This window comes from Sorangium sp. So ce117 (assembly GCF_051524395.1).
Classification (GTDB): Bacteria; Myxococcota_A; Polyangia; order Polyangiales; family Polyangiaceae; genus Sorangium; species Sorangium cellulosum_B.
The window spans coordinates 10,279,748-10,297,351 of sequence record NZ_CP150309.1; the positions used below are offsets into that span (position 1 = coordinate 10,279,748).

Annotated in this window: 13 protein-coding genes; 7 read left to right on the forward strand and 6 right to left on the reverse strand. The window is 71.0% G+C overall.

Annotated features, from left to right (window positions below):
* Positions 1-152: 152 nt before the first annotated feature.
* The 3 genes from WMF46_RS38480 to WMF46_RS38490 all read right to left on the reverse strand — a co-directional run bounded on the left by WMF46_RS38480 (position 153) and on the right by WMF46_RS38490 (position 3,553).
* Positions 153-1,238 carry a serine/threonine-protein kinase gene (locus WMF46_RS38480; protein ID WP_437981781.1) on the reverse strand — a complete coding sequence of 362 codons (1,086 nt, stop codon included), beginning with the start codon at positions 1,236-1,238 and terminating at the stop codon, positions 153-155.
* Between the two features lie 406 nt (positions 1,239-1,644).
* Complete coding sequence (gene glnA / locus WMF46_RS38485) at positions 1,645-3,057, reverse strand: type I glutamate--ammonia ligase (RefSeq protein WP_437981782.1); 1,413 nt, start codon at positions 3,055-3,057, stop codon at positions 1,645-1,647.
* A gap of 157 nt (positions 3,058-3,214) precedes the next feature.
* Positions 3,215-3,553 (reverse strand): P-II family nitrogen regulator, encoded by a 339-nt coding sequence (locus WMF46_RS38490; protein WP_012239819.1) that lies wholly within the window; start codon positions 3,551-3,553, stop codon positions 3,215-3,217.
* A 661-nt stretch (positions 3,554-4,214) separates the two neighbouring features.
* On the opposite strand from WMF46_RS38490, the gene WMF46_RS38495 reads away from it, so the two are divergent.
* The 7 genes from WMF46_RS38495 (at position 4,215) to WMF46_RS38525 (ending at position 15,513) form a co-directional block, all read left to right on the forward strand.
* A complete protein-coding gene (locus WMF46_RS38495) occupies positions 4,215-6,932 on the forward strand; it encodes a serine/threonine protein kinase (protein WP_437981783.1) in 2,718 nt (905 codons plus the stop codon).
* Positions 6,933-6,936: 4 nt separating this feature from the next.
* Positions 6,937-7,512: a GNAT family N-acetyltransferase gene (locus tag WMF46_RS38500; protein WP_012239821.1), complete on the forward strand. Its 576-nt coding sequence runs from the start codon at positions 6,937-6,939 to the stop codon at positions 7,510-7,512.
* 93 nt (positions 7,513-7,605) lie between these two features.
* The gene (locus WMF46_RS38505) at positions 7,606-9,168 is read left to right on the forward strand and encodes a sensor histidine kinase (protein WP_437981784.1); all 1,563 of its coding nucleotides are present in this window, start codon (positions 7,606-7,608) and stop codon (positions 9,166-9,168) included.
* On the forward strand, positions 9,165-11,084 hold the full coding sequence (locus WMF46_RS38510; RefSeq protein WP_437711123.1) for a sensor histidine kinase: 1,920 nt from the start codon (positions 9,165-9,167) through the stop codon (positions 11,082-11,084). Before WMF46_RS38505 ends, WMF46_RS38510 begins: the two co-directional genes overlap by 4 nt.
* Positions 11,085-11,164: 80 nt before the next feature.
* Complete coding sequence (gene ruvB, locus WMF46_RS38515; RefSeq protein ID WP_437981785.1) at positions 11,165-12,187, forward strand: Holliday junction branch migration DNA helicase RuvB; 1,023 nt, start codon at positions 11,165-11,167, stop codon at positions 12,185-12,187.
* A gap of 108 nt (positions 12,188-12,295) precedes the next feature.
* Positions 12,296-14,317 (forward strand): PAS domain S-box protein, encoded by a 2,022-nt coding sequence (locus tag WMF46_RS38520; protein WP_437981786.1) that lies wholly within the window; start codon positions 12,296-12,298, stop codon positions 14,315-14,317.
* On the forward strand, positions 14,314-15,513 hold the full coding sequence (locus tag WMF46_RS38525; protein WP_437981787.1) for a sensor histidine kinase: 1,200 nt from the start codon (positions 14,314-14,316) through the stop codon (positions 15,511-15,513). Before WMF46_RS38520 ends, WMF46_RS38525 begins: the two co-directional genes overlap by 4 nt.
* A gap of 22 nt (positions 15,514-15,535) precedes the next feature.
* Here WMF46_RS38525 and WMF46_RS38530 read toward each other — a convergent pair whose 3' ends face one another.
* The 3 genes from WMF46_RS38530 to WMF46_RS38540 are packed head-to-tail and all read right to left on the reverse strand — an operon-like array spanning position 15,536 to position 17,576.
* A complete protein-coding gene (locus WMF46_RS38530) occupies positions 15,536-16,054 on the reverse strand; it encodes a hypothetical protein (RefSeq protein ID WP_437545081.1) in 519 nt (172 codons plus the stop codon).
* On the reverse strand, positions 16,054-16,779 hold the full coding sequence (locus tag WMF46_RS38535; protein ID WP_437981788.1) for an anti-sigma factor family protein: 726 nt from the start codon (positions 16,777-16,779) through the stop codon (positions 16,054-16,056). Before WMF46_RS38535 ends, WMF46_RS38530 begins: the two co-directional genes overlap by 1 nt.
* Positions 16,776-17,576, reverse strand: a complete 801-nt coding sequence (locus tag WMF46_RS38540) for a sigma-70 family RNA polymerase sigma factor (protein ID WP_437545083.1) — start codon at positions 17,574-17,576, stop codon at positions 16,776-16,778. Before WMF46_RS38540 ends, WMF46_RS38535 begins: the two co-directional genes overlap by 4 nt.
* Between the last annotated feature and the right edge of the window lie 28 nt (positions 17,577-17,604).

Consider the following 17,604-nt stretch of genomic DNA (forward strand, 5'->3'; position numbering starts at 1 on the left):
GCATCCTTTCCATCAATGCTCGCTTCGAGCTCGGGTGACGGCTCGACGTGGGGCCAACATGGGGCCCCGACGCGCACTGTCGCAAGGAGCAACCTGGCGCGCATGCCGTGGGCGAGCCGACCACGCTCGCTCGCCCTGCGTCGCCGCGGCGCTCAGCGGATCCAGTACTTGCCGATGAGCACGAGCGCCATTGCCCAGAGCACCGCCCCGATGCCCGCCGCGACGAGCATGGCCGGCGGCAGGCGCCTGCCGTGCTGCACGAGCCGTCCCAGCGTCCCGGCGGCGTCGCCGCCCCGCGCCGCCGCGCTCTCCGGCGCGAGGCCGACGTCGCCGCCGAGGCCGATGTCCGAGGCGCGCCGCCCCTTCTGTCCCCGGAAGCGCTCGGCGCGCAGCTCGCGGAGAACGGCCTCGAGCTCCTTCGCGAGCGTGTCCGCCGAGGGGATCCGCTCGTCGCGCTCGCGGCGGAGGCATGCTTCGACGAGCTGGCAGAGGGGCTGCGGGAGCCCTGGCCTGCGCGCGGCGATCGGATCGCAGTCCTTGCTCAGGATCCGGACCATCAGCGCGTTGTAGTTCGGCGCCTGATGCGGGGTCGTCCCGGTCAACGCCTCGTACATGACGACGCCCAGCGACCAGATGTCGGCGCGGGCGTCCACGTCCTCGCGCCCCGCGGCCTGCTCGGGCGACATGTACGCCGGCGAGCCGACGACGCAGCCCGTGCGGGTCAGCGAGAAGTTGTGCTCCTTCTCAAGGACCTTGCTGATCCCGAAGTCAAGGATCTTCCCCACGAGCTCGCCCAGGTGGTTGCGATGCACATAGATGTTCGCGGGCTTCAGATCGCGGTGGATGATCCCCTGCTGATGGGCCATGTCGAGCGCCCGCGCGAGGCCGAGGAAGAGCTCGACCAGCACCTCCGGCTCGATGGTGCCCTCGCGCCGCAGCCACTCGTCGAGCCCCTCGCCGACGAGCAGCTCGAACACGAGGAACGGAGAGCCGTCCTCGGCCTGACCGAGGTCGAGGATCTCGACGATGCTCGGGCTCCGCAGGCGCCCGCTCGCCTTCGCCTCGTTGAAGAAGCGCTGGAGCGCGACGGCGTCCCCGGCCACCTCGGGGCTCATCACCTTGAGCGCCACGTCGCGGTCGATGAGCACGTTCTTCGCGGCCCACACCGACCCGCTGGCGCCTTGGCCCAGGAGCTTCACGAGCCGGTAGCGAGACTGGATGAGATCGCCGGGGTTCACTGCTGCGCCGAGGTGTCGCTGGGGAGCTGAAGGAACTGAGGGAACCGAGGATACGGACGAACCGGCGGGCCAGAGGACCGCGGAACCGAGGAACCGAGGAGGAGCTGGCTTTACGCCGCTCCCGTCGGATCCGGACCACAGGATAACCCGAGCCATGGACGAGCGGTACCGCGGTGCGGCGCGCTCCAGCAGGAAGCAAAAGTTCGCGGCGCGAGGGGGCGACAACCCGCCTCGCCGCCCCCGCGGGCGCAGAGATCCGTGGATTTCCCGATACCGCGACGCTTCGACTCGGCGTCATCGGCGCTCGCCGAGCACGACGGCGAGCGATGAAGAGGCTGGACAGCGAGGGGCACAGCGCAATTTTCTTGTGCGCCGGCCCCTGCGCTGCCCTCGGGGGTGGGGGCGATCAGACGTCGTAGTAGAGGAAGAACTCGTGCGGGACCGGGCGGAGCCGGACCGCGTCGACCTCGCGCTCGCGCTTGTAGTCGATCCAGGTCTTGAGGATGTCGCGGGTGAAGACGTCGCCGCGGAGCAGGAACTCGTGGTCGCGCTCGAGGGCGCCGAGGGCCTCGTCGAGCGAGCCCGGCATGTGCGGCACTTCCTTGAGCTCCTCGGGCGAGAGCGCGTAGATGTCCTTGTCGAGCGGGTCGCCCGGATCGATCCGGTTCTGGACGCCGTCGAGGCCGGCCATCATCATGGCGGCGAAGGCGAGGTACGGATTGCAGCTCGCGTCCGGGAAGCGGACCTCGATGCGGCGGCCCTTCGGGCTGTTGCCCGGGGCCAGCGGGATGCGGATCGACGCCGAGCGGTTGCGGCTCGAGTACGCGAGGTTCACGGGCGCCTCATAACCCGGGACGAGCCGGCGATAGCTGTTCGTCGTCGGGTTGGTGAGCGCGGCGAGCGCCTTCGCGTGCTTCAGGATGCCGCCGATGTACCAGAGGCCCGTGTCGGACATCCCGGCGTAGCCGTCGCCGGCGAAGAGCGGCTTGCCCTCCTTCCAGAGCGACTGGTGGCAGTGCATGCCGCTGCCGTTGTCGCCGAAGAGCGGCTTCGGCATGAACGTCACCGACTTGCCGTTCTTGCGGCCGACGTTCTTGATGACGTACTTGAACCACATGAGGTTGTCGGCCATCGCCGTCAGCGTCGAGAACTTGATGCCGATCTCGCACTGCCCGGCCGACGCCACCTCATGGTGGCCGACCTCGACCCCGATGCCGGTCTCGATCAGCGTGGACATCATCTGCCCGCGCAGATCGCCGAGCGTGTCGGTCGGCGCGACGGGGAAGTAGCCCTCCTTCGACCGGATCTTGTGCCCGAGGTTCGGGCCGGCCTTGCCGGAGTTCCAGACCGCTTCGTCGCTGTCGATCTCGTAAAAGGCGCCGCGCTGCGAGCTCTCGTAGCGGACCGAGTCGAAGACGAAGAACTCGGCCTCGGGCCCGAAGTAGGAGGTGTCGGCGATGCCGCTCGCGCGGAGGTGGTTCTCGGCCTTCTGGGCGATGTAGCGCGGGTCGCGGCCGTAGGGCTGGCCGGTCACCGGATCGCTGATCTTACAGATCATGCTCAGCGTCTTCTGGGCATGGAACGGGTCGAGCTTCGCCGTCGACGGCTCGGGCGTCATCAGCATGTCGCTCGCGTTGATCGGCTGCCATCCGCGCACCGACGAGCCGTCGAAGCCGATTCCCTCCTCGAAGAGATCCTCGTTCAGGCGGGACGCCGGGATGGTCGTGTGCTGCCAGATGCCGGGCAGATCGATGAACTTGAGATCGACAAATTTTACGTCGTTTTCCTTCGCAAACGCGACGACATCTTTCGCCTTCATGATCTTCTCTACCTCGCTGACTCGCTGCTCTCGCTGTATGTGACTCGACGGTGCGCGGGCTCGTGCTCGCTTCTCGGTTGTCGGCTGCCGATCTGTCGATCCTCGAGCCTGTGACCCGCCGCGAATGCCCTGTGACGCTCTGCCGGCGGCGCGCCTCCTAGATGGCGTCCTCGCCGCGCTCCCCCGTGCGGATCCGCACGGCTTCCTCGACGGGGACGACGAAGATCTTGCCGTCGCCGATCCGACCCGTCTTGGCGCTCTTCTCGATGGCGTCGATCACATCGCTGACCATGCTGTCCGGCACGACGATGTCGACCTTCACCTTCGGCACGAAGTCGACGACATACGCCGACCCTCGATAGACCTCTTTCTTGCCGCCGGTCCGACCGAAGCCCTTTACCTCGGTCACCGTCATGCCCTGAATCCCGACCTCGGCGAGGGCGTCCTTGACCTCGTCGAGCTTGAACGGCTTGATGATCGCCTCGACCTTTTTCATTGCGCACGCCTGTGGTGACCGGGTGCGCGCCAGGGTAGAAGACCCGGGCGCTCACCCGAAAGGCCCCGCCGGAGCAGAGCTGGTAAAGGGGGGACACCTCCGCCGGCGGCCTCCCATCGATGTGCCGGGCGCCGCCCGGCTTCCGATCCGTGACGGGGGCGGCTCGGTCCACCGAGCCTTGCCCGACACTGTCAACGACTCAGGGACCCATCCAGCGGAGCCGGATCGGCGACCCTTCACCCCGGACGCTGGCGCGCGACCGAAGGTCCAGGCTGGTGTACCCAAGCTCATGTTTCCGGAATGTTTCGCGCACCGTGCGAGCGTGAGAAAAGTGCATCGGACGTCAGAAAATCGGAGCCCGCTTACTTTTTTCACAGCTCCACCTGGGCAAGGCAGAGCTCGCTTGCGCGGCGGCGCGCCGGGGGGTGAGAATTCGCTTACGCACCGCGACGCCGGAGGTGGGCTCCGCCTTATGAATTACGCCGGCCCGGGGTGGAATCCGTTTTCACGGTGCCGTTCTGGAACCGCTGAGCTCGCTCGCGCGGCGCCAGGGAGAGGATCGGGCCCCTCCCCGACGGGTCATGCTGCGCTCGCCATTGTTCTTATGACGCGGCTCGAATAGGCTGCGCTGGCGAATCCAGTCGCGCGACAGCCCTGCCTGATGGCTTTGCCGAACAAAGCGAAGATCCCGGTAGGCACGGTCCTCGCCGGAAAATACCGCATCACACGCGAGATCGGGCGCGGCGGCATGGCCGCCGTGTACGAGGCCGAGCACATCGACATCGGCAAACGCGTGGCGATCAAGGTGCTCGCCCAGGAGCTGACGACCTCAGCCGTCGTGGTCGAGCGCTTTCTCCGAGAGGCCCGGGCCGCCGCGTCGATCCGCAGCCCCTTCATCTGCGACGTCTACGACTCGGGCAAGCTCGACGACGGGCGGCCCTTCCTGGTGCTCGAGCTCCTCGAAGGCGAGTCGCTGTACGAGCGGATGACCGTCATCAGGTACCTCGACCCCGAGACCACCGTGACGGTGGTGTCCCAGGTGTGTCGAGGGCTCACCAAGGCGCACGCCGCCTCCATCGTCCACCGCGACCTCAAGCCGGAGAACATCTTCCTCACGAAGGATGAGGAGGGCCGGCTCTGCGCGAAGATCCTCGATTTCGGCCTCGCGAAGTTCTACGCGCCGGTCGACGGCGGCGACGCGCAGGCGCGCCTCACCCGCGAGGGCGCGGTCTTCGGAACGCCGGCGTACATGAGCCCGGAGCAGGTGCGCGGCCAGGGAGCGGTCGACCACCGCGCGGATCTCTGGGCGCTCGGCTGCATCACCTACGAGTGCCTCACCGGCCGCACCGTCTGGCAGACCGAGCAGGGCGTCGCGATGACGTTCGCGCAGATCGCCAACGCGCCCCTGCCGCAGCCGGCGGCGCTCCGCCCCGACCTCCCGGCGAGCTTCACCACGTGGTTCGAGAAGGCGCTCGACCGCTCCATCGATCGCCGGTTCCAGACCGCGAAGGAGTTCGCCGACGAGCTGTCGGTCGCGCTCGGCGTCGCGCAGCCGCCGCGCGGCGCGGAGCCGTCCCAGGCGGGGCTCGTCATGCCGGGCGGCGAGGCGCCGGCCGACCTGTCCTTCGACCCGCCGGGGGTCGTCCGTGTGACCCCCAACGAATCGCGGCGGACCGTCCCGTCGGGCCCGGCGGAGCGCGGGGGAGATCCGTTCGCCGGGCTGGACACCTCGGGCGCGCCCGGCGCCGCGATCGCCGGGCGCATGAGCCAGGGCGCGGGGCAGCAGATCACGTTCTCCGGGGGCTCGGGCGAGACCTCGGTCCCCGATCCGCTGGCGCACGCATCAACGCCGAAGCGAGGCGGCGCGGGACGCGCGCTCGTCGTGTTCGGCGTGCTCGCGCTCGTCGCGGGCGGCGCCTACGCGGGTTACCGCCAGTTCCTCAAGCCGACGGCCCTGCCGCCCGTCTCGTCGAGCAGCGCGGCGCCGCCGGCCATCAGCGCCCCCTCGGCGTCCGCCGGGGCCAACGTGCCGGCGCGCACCGACGCCCGCGTCGAGCCGTCCGCCCTGGCGTGGCCGCCGCTCGTCGCGCAGGCGCAGGAGGCGGTCGCCGCCGGCGATCTCAAGGCCGCGCTCAGGCTGCTGAAGGACGCTCAGGACAAGGGCAACCACCCCGTGCCGCGGACCCTGATCGAGCACGTGCAGGTCGCCCTGAAAGACGCGAGCGGCAAGGCGCCTTGCGCGCTCACCGGCCTCGCGAGGCCGCGCACGCACGATCTGGTGCGCGAGGGCGGCCGCGCCGTCGGGGCCAGCCGGCCCTCGATCGCGCTCGGGCCGCGCGGCGCGGTGGTCACCTGGACGGACTCGCACGAGGGCACCGAGCACGCCTACACGACGACGCTGGACGGCGCGCTGCGGCCGTCGTCGCCGGCGCTCGACGTGACGCCCGAGGGCCGCGCCATCGGGCGCCCCGAGCTGACCTCCGCAGGCGATCGGCTGGTGCTCACCTACTGGGACGGCAAGGGGCCGGAGGCCGGCGTGCACGTGCGCTGGCTCGACGCCAACGGGCGGATCGACGGCCCCGCCGTGATGGTCGCGCCCTTCCCTCGCGGAGGGAACTCGTGGCCCTCGCTCGCGCGCGCCGCCGAGGGGTTCCTGATCACGTGGTCGGACGACGGCGACACCGCCTCCGAGGACCTCTTCATGCGCCGCCTCTCGCCGAACCTCGATCCGGCGGGCGAGATCATCCGGCTGACCGACGTCACCCCGACGGGCCCCTCGAAGCCGCGCGTCCGCTTCCCCTCGGTGGCCGTGGTGAACGACGTGATGCACCTCGCCTTCCGCTTCGATCGCGAGCCGACGCGGGTCATCCAGTACATGCGCCTCCCGCTCGCGAACGCCGGCAAGGGGCTCCCGCCGGCCAGCCCTGGCAAGCGCGCCGACCGCGCGCTCGGCGACCTGTCGCTCGTGAACAGCGATCGGGTCCGGAGCGACAGCCCCTCGCTCGCCTGCGGCGCGGGCGGCTGCTTCGTCGTCTGGCACGGCGAGGCGCCGCTCGGGGGCGCGTCGGCCGCCTACATCGATCCGGCCAAGGGCCAGCCGCTCTGGCGCAAGCGGTTCTCGAAGTCGGGCGCGCGCCCGTCGATCGCGATCGCGCCGAGCGGGCAGGCCCAGCTGGTCTGGTTCGAGGGGGGCCGCATGCTCACCGCGTCGATCAACCGCGACGGCATCGGCGCACCCACGAAGTTCGCCCGCATCAGCGGGGATCAGCCGGCGCCCTCGATCAGCCCCGGCGCGAAGCCTGGAGAGTGGTATGTCGCCTGGCTTGACTACGAGGCGGGTCATCTCGAGCCCTACGCCGCCCGCATCCAGTGCCGGTGACCCCATGCTCATCCTCCCACCTCGAAGCGAGGTCCGCGCCCGTCCCATCGAGACCGAGCGGCTGATCCTCGTGCCGATCGATCCGTCCGACGGGCCCGAGCTCTGGCTCGCGGTCAACGGCTCGCGCGCGACCCTCCAGCGCTGGCTTCCCTGGGTGCAGTTCCACACGGATCCGGCCGCGAGCGTGCGCTTCGCCGAGGCGTGCGCCGCCGACTGGGATCACGGCAGGGCGCTGCGCTTCGTCATCCGCGAGCGCGCGCACCGCTCGCTCGCCGGGGTGGTCGGGCTCGAGGCGTGCGTACACCTGCACCGCTCTTGCGAGCTCGGCTACTGGCTCCGCAAGGAGGCGACCGGGCGCGGGCTCATGACCGAGGCCGCGAGGGCCGCGCTCGGGTTCGCGTTCGGCCACATGGGCGCGCACCGCGTGCGGGTTGCGGCCGCGACGGACAACCATCCTTCCCTCGCGGTCATCGGCCGGCTCGGCTTCCGCTTCGAGGGGATCGCCCGGCAGGCCGAGTGGTGCGACGGCCGCTGGCTCGACCATTCCGTCTTCGCGCTCCTGGCGACCGATCCCAGGTAAAGCCGCCCACGAGGGCGCTCGCTCGCTAGTTCCCTCCGCGCGCCCGAGGTGGCCCGTGCGCCGCCCGAAGCGCGCTAGCATCCTGACTCCGCCGTGGCCCGCCGTCGTCGCCTCATCCGCTGGCCCCGCGGCACGACACCGCTCGTGCCGCTCGCGCCCGCGATCGTGATCGTCGTGGGGATCGCCACGGCGGTGGCGATCGCGCTGATCGGCATCGGCCAGCTCGCGAAGATGAGCGATCAGGCCGCGAGCCTGCGCGCCGAGGTGATGGCCGCGACGCTCTCGGCGCGGCTCCGCGGGACCATCGAGGGGGAGCGGGCGGCGCTCCTGCGGGAGGCGGCGCGGCGGGCTGGGTCGGAGATCCTGCTCGTCGATCAGGGCGGCCACGTGCTGATCAACGAGAGCTTCAGCGCGCCGGCCAGGGCCGGCATCGTCCAGATGCTCACCCTGGGCAAGGGCGAGACGACGACCTCGCTCGGCCGCGTCCGGTTCGCGGCGCGCCCGCTGCACCCGCCGCTCTCTCACCTCTCGGTGCTCACCTTCGTCTCGGCGCCGAGCCCGCCGCCCGACTCGATCGCGCTCGGCAACGCCGTCGCGGCGCTCACGGTGCTGCTGCTCGGCGTGGCTGTCGCGGTCGCGCTCTCGTTCACCAAGTCGGCGCGCGACGATGTCGACTACCTGCGCGAGCGCATCACGGCGATGGCGCGCGGACAGGTCCAGAGCGCGCTGCCCACGGACGTGATCCAGGCCGAGCCCGTGCCGATCAGGTCGCTCGACCAGGTCGGCCTCCTGACGGCGGCCTTCAACCTCCTGATCACCCGCTTCGCCGCGGCGGAGCGCACCTACCGGGCGGACCTCCAGCAGGCCTCCGCGATGGACCGCGAGCGCTCGGCGTTCCTCGCGGGGCTGAGCCACGAGCTGCGCACGCCGCTCAACGCCATCCTCGGGTTCGCGCACGTCCTCGAGAGCGAGGTCGACGGCCCGCTCAGCCAGGACGCGCGCGAGGCGCTGTCGGTCATCCGGCAGAGCGGCGAGCACCTGCGCACGCTCATCGACGACATCCTCGACCTCTCGGCGCTCGAGACGGGCAAGCTCCAGCTCTCCCGCCGCGCCGTCAACCTCCGCGCCCTCGTCGATCAGGTGATGCGGGAGGCGTCCGCGGCGGCGCGCGACAAGCCCCTCCAGCTGCGCGTCACCGGGGACCACGCCCTCGTCGCGCACGCCGATCCGCGGAGGGTGCGGCAGATCCTGACCAACCTCGTCTCGAACGCCGTCAAGTTCACGGCGCGCGGCTCGGTGACGGTCAACATCACGGGGCGCGGCCGCTATGCGGCGATCGTCGTCCAGGACACCGGCCCCGGCATCCCGCCGGAGGAGACGTCGGCGGTCTTCGAGGAGTACCGGCAGACCGGCGACGTGCGCTCGCGCCGGGCCGGGACGGGGCTCGGGCTCTCGATCGCGCGGCGCCTCGTGCTGATGCACGGCGGGACGATCCAGCTGGAGAGCGAGCTCGGTCGGGGCTCGACCTTCACGATCACCCTGCCGATGTGGATCGTGCAGCAGCCCCTGTTCTCGCCGACCCCGCCCACGCCCGACGTGGCGGCGCCGCCCGGGAACGACCCCGGCGCCGGCGGCCCCCAGGGGAGGATCGCATGACCGAGGAGCGCATGAGGGACGACGCGATCCACTTCGCGAGGCGCGTGCTCGTCCGCCAGGCGCTGGTCGGCGTCGCCGCGTTCGGGGCGATCGCGGCGCTCGCGCCGAAGCTGCTCATCCTCGAGCAGCGCGTCGCCGCCAGCGTGCTCTCGGTCGGCGCCAAGATCGCGCTCGCCGCGATCTGCGCGACCACGCTGCTGACGCTGCTCCGGCTGCGCACCCACGAGAACCTGCTGCGCTCGCTCGTGATCGGCTCGCGCGACATCGATCACGAGGAGCTCGAGCGGTTCGCCGGGCTCCCGACCTCGCTGGCGCTGCGCTTCGTGCTGGCGAGCTCGACGATCTCGGGCCTCATGATGATCCCCGGGATCAGGCCAGAGAAGCTCGACGACGGCCGCGCGGTCAGCCTGCTCATCCTCGCGATCACGATCCTCAGCGCGTCCGCGATCCCGCACTACGTGCTGACGCGCGCCGCGGCGTTCAGCCTCTTCGAGATCAGCCCGGCCGAGGCGATCGGCGCCTTGCTCGAGACCGCCGAGCTTTACCAGACGCCGCGCCGGCGGGTCACCTCCAAGCTGCTCCTGGCCGTCGCCACGCCGGTGCTGCTCGTCGGCGTCGGGGCGGTGCTCATCGCGAACGCGCACCTCCAGACGTTCATCGAGCGCAGCCGGCGCTCGACCGCGGGGCTCATCGCGCGCACGGCGCTCGACCCGTCGCTCGGGGCCATCGACGCGGCCGGCCGCAACGACGTCGTGGCCTCGGCGGCGGAGTTCGGGTTCCTCGCGCGCCTGGAGCACGACTGCGTGGGCTCGGAGCCCTCCTTCGGCCGCGAGGCCGACGGGCAGATCGCCGTGATCACGCCGCTCGACTACGGCTGCGTCAACACCCGGTTCTCCGCCGACCTCGAGCCCTCTGCCGCGATCTGGGGCGCGCTCGTCGCGCTGCTCGCGGTGCTGGTCGCCGGCGCGCTCGGCAACCTGTTCGGCCGCGTCCTCGCGGCCGATCTCGTGCACGCCACGAAGCAGGTGCGCCTGCTCGGCACGGACAGCGTGCTGCGCGGCGCCACCCAGATCGCGCGCCCCGCCCGGTTCGCCGTCGTCGCCCGGCTCGGGCACGCCATCGAGGACCTCGCCGAGCGCTTCCGCGTCTTCGCCGCGGCGCAGGAGCGCGCGCTCGAGTCCCGCGAGGCGGCGCAGCGCATGCGCGGCCTCCTGTTCGCGAGCGTGAGCCACGATCTCAAGAGCCCGCTGAACGCCATCCTCGGGTTCGCCGAGCTGGTGGGCCAGGAGGATCTGACCCCCGCGCAGCGCGAGAGCCTGGAGCTCATCGCGACGCGCGGCCGGGAGCTCCTTGGCCTCATCGAGTCGATCCTCGACGCCGCCCGCGTCGAGGCCGGGCAGCTCACGCTCGAGCCTCAGCCGACGTCCGTCGGCTGGCTCATCGCGGGCGCGCTCCGCAAGGCGCGCGAGCTCGCGAGCGACGCCGGCGGCGAGGTCGTCATCGAGGTCGGCGACACCCTGCCGCTGATCCCCGTCGATCAAGCCTACGCGACGCGCGCGATCGCGGTCATCGTCGCGCACGCGCTCCGGACGGGCGCGGCCGACCCGTCGGCGCGCCTCGTGCGCCTCACGGCGACGATGGCCGGCGAGTTCAACAACGAGGTCCGCATCGACATCGAGTACGGCAGCCGCGACGTGCCGCCGGACGAGCTCGAGGCCCTGTTCAGCCGGCAGACCACGGCGCGCGGGCGCGGCCTGACGCTGGGCCTCAGCCACGCGCGCTCGGTGATCGAGCTCCACGGCGGCTCTCTCGAGGTGGACGGCGCCCCCGACGGGCGGCCGCTCTGCCGCGCTCGTCTGCCGCGCATCCCGCCCCCCCGTCGTCCCCGCCTGTCCTCTGTCCCTGCGCTCGGCTGACCTCGACCAGCGCCCCGCGGCGACCCACGCCGCCGCGCGGATCGCTTCCCTTCGCTGCTTGCACGCGGTACGCCCGTGGCATGCCTGAACGGGCGCTCTCTCCTGCCGAGGCAGGCGACGACGATCGCTTCGACCGCCTCTTCCGGCCTGCCTCGCTCGCCGAGTACGTCGGCCAGGCCAAGCACACGGAGAACCTCAAGGTCTTCGTCGAGGCCGCGCGCCGGCGGCGCGAGCCGCTGGATCACATGCTGTTCTGTGGCCCGCCCGGCCTGGGAAAGACCACGCTCGCCCACATCATCGCCCGCGAGATGGGCGTCGCCCTCCATGTCACGAGCGGACCGGCGATCGAGCACAAGGGCGCGCTGGCCGGCCTGCTGACGAAGCTGGAGCGCAACGACGTGCTGTTCATCGACGAGATCCACCGGCTCACGCCGGCGGTCGAGGAGAGCCTCTACCCCGCGATCGAGTCGTTCAACATCGACATCATGACCGGTGACGGCCCCTACGCGACGACGATCCAGCTCGCGCTGAAGCCCTTCACGCTCGTGGGCGCGACGACCCGCACCGGGCTGCTCACCGCGCCGCTGCTGTCGCGCTTCGGCCACGTCGTCCGCCTCGACTTCTACCCCGTCGAGGAGCTCGAGCGCATCGTGCAGCGCAGCGCCGGCCTGATCGACGTGCCGATCGACGCCGGCGGAGCGCGCGAGATCGCGGCGCGCGCGCGGGGGACGCCGCGCGTCGCCAACCGCCTCCTGCGCCGCGTCCGCGACTTCGCCGAGGTGCTGGGCGACGGCTCGATCACGATGGAGATCGCGCGGAAGACCGCGGAGCGGCTCGAGATCGACGCGGCCGGCCTCGACGAGATGGATCGCCGGCTGCTGCGCGTCATCGTCGATCACTACGACGGCGGCCCTGTGGGCATCGACACCCTGGCCGCGGCGCTCAGTGAGCCGCGCGACACGATCGAGGACGTGTACGAGCCGTTCCTGCTCCAGCAGGGCTTCGTCGGCCGCACGCCGCGCGGCAGGGTCGCGACCCGCCGCGCCTACGAGCACCTCGGCCTCGCGGCTCCTGCGACGAAGCAGGGAGATCTCTTCTCCTGATCCCGGCGCCGCGCGGGCAGCGCAATGCAGTGCGCAACGCCGCGCCAACGCCGCGCCGAGGCCCGGAATTCTCTCATCGCTCCAGCCTGGAGTCGCTAAGCTTGGCGTGTGCCTCGCCGTGATCCTGTGCTCGTCGTGGACGACGACGCCGTCAGCCGGCAGATGCTGCTGCACGCGCTGGCCGACGCGGGCATCGAGGCCGTCGCGGTCACCTCGGGCGCGGACGCGCTCGCCTGGCTCAAGGCGAGCGTGCCCGCGCTCGTGCTGCTCGACCTCGTGATGCCGCCCCCTGACGGCTACGTGGTCCTCAGCGCCGTGCGGGACGCCCCCCGGACGCAGGACGTCCCCGTCGTCGTGCTGACCGCGCTCGACGCGGACGAGGAGGTCGCCCGCGCCTTCGAGCTCGGCGCGGACGATTTCATCCGCAAGCCGTTCCGCCCTGCCGAGCTCATCGCGCGCATCCGCGGTCAGCTCCGGCTCCGGGACTACGTCGACGCGCTCGCGCGCAAAGAGCACGACGCGAAGGTGGTCCTCGAGCTCACGCAGGCGCTCTCCTCGACGCTCGACTTCCGGAACATCCTCTTCACGGTCGTGCGGCGCATCGCCGAGGTGGCGCGCGTCGACCGCTGCAGCATCGTCCTCGTGCGCGACGCGGGCGACGTCGGCTACGTGGTCGCCGCGAGCGACGACAAGGAGCTGCGGGATCTGCCGATCGATCTCGGCAAGTACCCCGAGATCCAGCGCGTCATGCGCACGGGCGACGTGCTCGTGATCGACGACGCGAAGGCGCACCCGCTGTTCGACCTCGTGCGCGCGGAGCTCCCGGAGAACGCGTTCCGCTCGCTGGCGCTCCTGCCGATCTTGTTCGAGGACAAGCCGCTCGGCGTGCTCTTCTTGCGCGGCCGGCAGCCGGTGGCGCCTCACGCGCACGAGCTCTCGCTGGCCCGCACGGTCGCGAGCGCCACCGCGATCGCCCTGCGCAACGCGCGCATCCTGCAGTCGCTCCGCGACCAGACGCAGCAGAGCACCTTCGCCCGGTTCGAGGCGGAGCGCCGGCTGAAGACGCTCCAGCGCTACGCCGACTTCTTCTATTCGACGGCCGACGGCATCGTCGTCGTCGATCCTGACGGCCATATCCTCTTCTCCAACCCGCGCGCGCAGGCGATCACCGGCCGCACGGCGGAGGACCTCGAGAGGGCGAACCTGGCCGATCTCATCGACGCGCGCGAGCACCCTCTCCTCGAGGAGATCCGGGCCGGCTTCGCCAAGGGATCGTTCCCGCACATGGTGGACTTCACCGTGCGGCGGGGCGAGCACGAGCGGCTCATCCTCAGCTTCAGCTTCAGCAGCGTCCTTCGCGAGGAGAGCGGCGCCGTCCTGGTCAGCTTCCGCGACGTCACAACGGAGCGCGCCACCGAGGCGGAGCTCACCAAGACGAAGGAGTTCCTGGAGCGCGTCATCGACAGCTCGGTCGACGCGATCGTCTCGGCCAACATGGAGGGCGTCGTCCTGCTCTTCAACCGCGCCGCCGAGCGGATCTACGGGTATGACGCGAAGGAGGTCGTCGGCGCGATGAACGCCCGCGCGCTCTACCCCGACCACAACGCCGAGCACATCATGAGGCTCATCCACGCGAAGGAGCACGGCGGTCCCGGCCGGCTCGAGGGCTACCGGACCGAGGTCCTGGCCAGGGACGGGTCGCGGATCCCGGTGCACCTCTCCGCGGCGCTGATCTTCGAGAACGGCGTCCCGGTCGGCTCCGTCGGCATCTTCACGGACCTGCGGGAGCGGATGCGGATGGAGGCCCGCCTCACCGAGGCGCAGGAGGAGCTCCGCGCGCGCGAGAAGCAGGCCATCATCGCCGAGCTCGCGGGCGCGGCCGCGCACGAGCTGAACCAGCCGCTCACCAGCGTGCTCGGCTACGCCGAGCTGATCTGCCGCCGGATCGACGACGCGTCCCCCATCAAGGGGGCCGCGACCACGATCCGCAGCGAAGCCGAGCGGATGGCGGAGATCGTCCGCAAGATCGGCAAGATCACCCGCTATGAGACGAAATCCTATGTCGGCGCCGCGAAGATCATCGATCTCGACCGATCGAGCGGCGACGACCCGAACAGGGTGATCGGGTGAGCGGAAAGACCGCGGAGCGCCTGGGGGAGCAGCCATTGTCCGACGCTCCCGTCACGCTCCGGAAGCCCCTCACCCGGGACATCCCGCTCGAGTGGGTGGACAGCCTGCTCATCGCGTCGAGCGAGCTGGATCCGTCGGCCTCCATCGAGCAGCGCGCCTCGACGCTGCTCGGCGCGGCCGCGAAGGTGCTCACGGCCTGCGGGCTCGGCGTCTACATCCCCGGCGCGACGGGGACGCAGGTGGCCGTCCGGGTCTCGCCGCGCGCTCGCCGCGACGACGGCCGCGATCCGGCGCGGCTCCTCCCGGAGTTCGCCTTCGAGCGCGTCGTGGCGATCGAGCCCGGAGGTCGCTCGACGATGCACATCGCGGCCGACGACGCCGCGTACCTCGACAGCGCGCCTGTACAGGCGCTGGTCGACCGGCTCGTGCTCACCCTGGGCGCGTCGCTCCGCGAGGCGCGCGCGCACGAGTCGCTGCGCGCTCAGGTCATGCAGGCCGAGAAGCTGGCCTCGCTCGGGAAGATGGCCGCAGGCGTCGTGCACGAGCTCAACAACCCGCTCACCTCGATCCTCGCCTACTCCGAGTACCTGCGCCGCAAGGGCGAGCGCGGCGGCTTCGACCCCTCGGACATCGAGCGGCTCGCGAGGATCAACGACGCGGCGGATCGCATCCGCCGGTTCTCGCGCGACCTGATCGCCTACGCGCGGCCGTCCACGGAGAAGCCGGGCGCCGTCTCGCTCCACGACATCATCGAGCGCGCGCTCGTCTTCTGCGAGCACCTCCTCGACCAGACGGGCGTCACCGTCGAGCGGCGCTTCGACGAGATCCCTCCGGTTTGCGGCGTCATCGATCCGCTGACGCAGGTGTTCGTGAACCTGTTCACGAACGCCGCGCACGCGATGAACGAGCGCGGCGGTTGCCTCGGCATCTCCACCGCGATGTCGCCGGAGGACGGCTACATCACGGTGACGATCCGCGACGACGGGCACGGGATCGAGCCCGAGCACCTGCCGAGGATCTTCGACCCCTTCTTCACGACGAAGACCGACGGGACCGGCACCGGGCTCGGCCTGAGCATCGTAAGGAACATCGTTGCCTCACACGGCGGCAGCATCCGCGCGGAGGCGCGCGCCCCGCGCGGGACGGTCTTCTCTCTGGATCTGCCGATCGCGCTGCCGTCCTCGGCCCGCCGCTGAGCAGGGGCGAGCTCCCCTCGACTCAGGGCGCGACCTTGATGCCCAGCACGAGCACGCCGCCCATGTGCTGCTGACCCGCGACGAAGAAGCTCTCGCCGGCCTTGGCGTTCACCTCGAGCAGGGGCAGAAACGAGTTGCCGCCGGGCTTCTGGATGCTCGCGCTGACGACGAAGCGCCTCGGCTCGTCCTTCTTCTTCGCGGCGACCACGTCCTTCAGCGACACCATGAGGACGCTGCCGTTCGGCAGCTTCGTCGTGGTCGGCTTCCCCTTCTGCAGGGTGACCTTCAGCCGTTCGAGGAGCTTGTAGCTGTTGTACGACGAGAACGGCGGCTTCCCGAGCTCGGGCATCTTGCCGATCTTCGGGTCGATGCCTTTCCCATCGTTCGTCGCGTGGAGGATCACGATCTCGGACGTGACCTCGGCGTCCGACGGCGCCGCTTGCGGGGGGGCCGGCGCCTGCTCTTGCGCGACGGCAGGGGAAGGGCTCACGCCGAGCGCCAGGACCATGGTCGCGGTGATCGCACTCGCAAGAAATCTCATCACTGTCCTCCCGGACCGTCATCGGAGAGCCAGACCACCGTGGTCGTCGGGCCTGAAGCCACGGCCTCCTGTGGGACGTAAAAGATGGTGCCCACGCGTGCCCCGAAGTCGACCGCGGCGATCTCGACGCCCGGCTCGATCTCCCCCTCGGAGCTCGGCGCGGCGTCCGGCTCCTTCGCCGGCGCCGCGAGCAACGCGGAGGGCGCCTCGGGCGGCGGGGCGAGCAACGCGGAGGGCGCCTGCGCCGTCAGCTCCGCGGTGGGCGTCTCCACGCCCATCTTGCCCCAGACCATCAAGGCGGCGGCCGCCGCCACGGCGAGCGCCGTCAGCGCGAAGATCCCGCGCGCGTTGTCGTTCGCCGGCGATCCCTGGAGCCGCGCCCGAGCGCGGGGCGGCTCGCCCGACGGCGGCGCCGCGAGCGGCCGCGCGGCGCCGACCCCGTCGACCCGCGCGGCGCCCGCCTGCCCTTCGACGATCTTCGCCATCACCCCATCGGCGATGCCGTCGGCCGCGCTGGAGGCCAGCACGCTGTCCCGGACCATGTCGGCCGCGGTGACGAGCGCTGCGACCTTCGCCCGGCAGCGCGGGTCGTGGAGCACGTACTCCTCCACCTGCCGGTGACGAGCTTCATCGAGCTCACCGTCGGCATAGAGCATCAGCTCCAGATCCGTCGGCGGGGCGCTCGCTTCCCCGTGATTCGCCTTGCTGCTGTTGGCGGTGCTCACGCGATCTCCTCCGGGTCCTCTGCTGGGGCCTTGCCCTCTTCCTCCGCGTAACAGTCGGCGAGGGCGCGCTGAAGCTTCTGACGGGCGTGGAACAGGCGGCTCATGATCGTCCCCTTCGAGACCCCCATGGCCTGAGCCATCTCCTCGTACGACATGCCCTCCACCTCCCGCATCAGGATCACGCCTCGGTGGTAGGGCGGCAGCGCGTCGAGCGCGGCCTGGATGCGCCCGGCGATCTCCCGCCGCCGGACGACGTTGAGGGGGTCCGCGCCGTCGATCCGAGCGACGAGCGGGAAGTCAGACTGCTCGTCCGCCGCCTGGTTCTCCTGGAGCTCGAGGTCGCGGCGTCCCGGCTTCCGCATGAGGTCGATCGCCAGGTTCGTGACGATCCTGTAGAGCCAGGTGAAGAACGAGGAGCCCCCCTGAAAGGAGCCGAGGCCCTTGTAGACCCGGAGGAAGGCGTCCTGCACGAGCTCGCGCGCGTCGTTCTCGTCGCGGACGAGCCCCATCGCGATCGCGAACGCCCGGCGCTGGTGCCGTTCCACGAGCGAGCGGAAAGCCGCCTGGTCCCCCTTCTGCGCTCGCTCGATGAGCTCACGATCTTCCTCCGCTTCCCGCCGTCGCGCCTCGCGATTGGACGCACGGGCGGGAGCGCTATTCAGGCGCGGGTGGAGCTGCTTCGTTTCGGGGTGGTCGCCCTCCGCGGACAGGTCGTCGCCTTCCGCATCGCCCTCGCCGGGATCACCGGGAGGTGCGACCGGCTCGAGCTCGTCCGGGTGAGAAGGTGCAATGGCCACGGGGTCAGCTTACCTGAGGAGGCTGGTG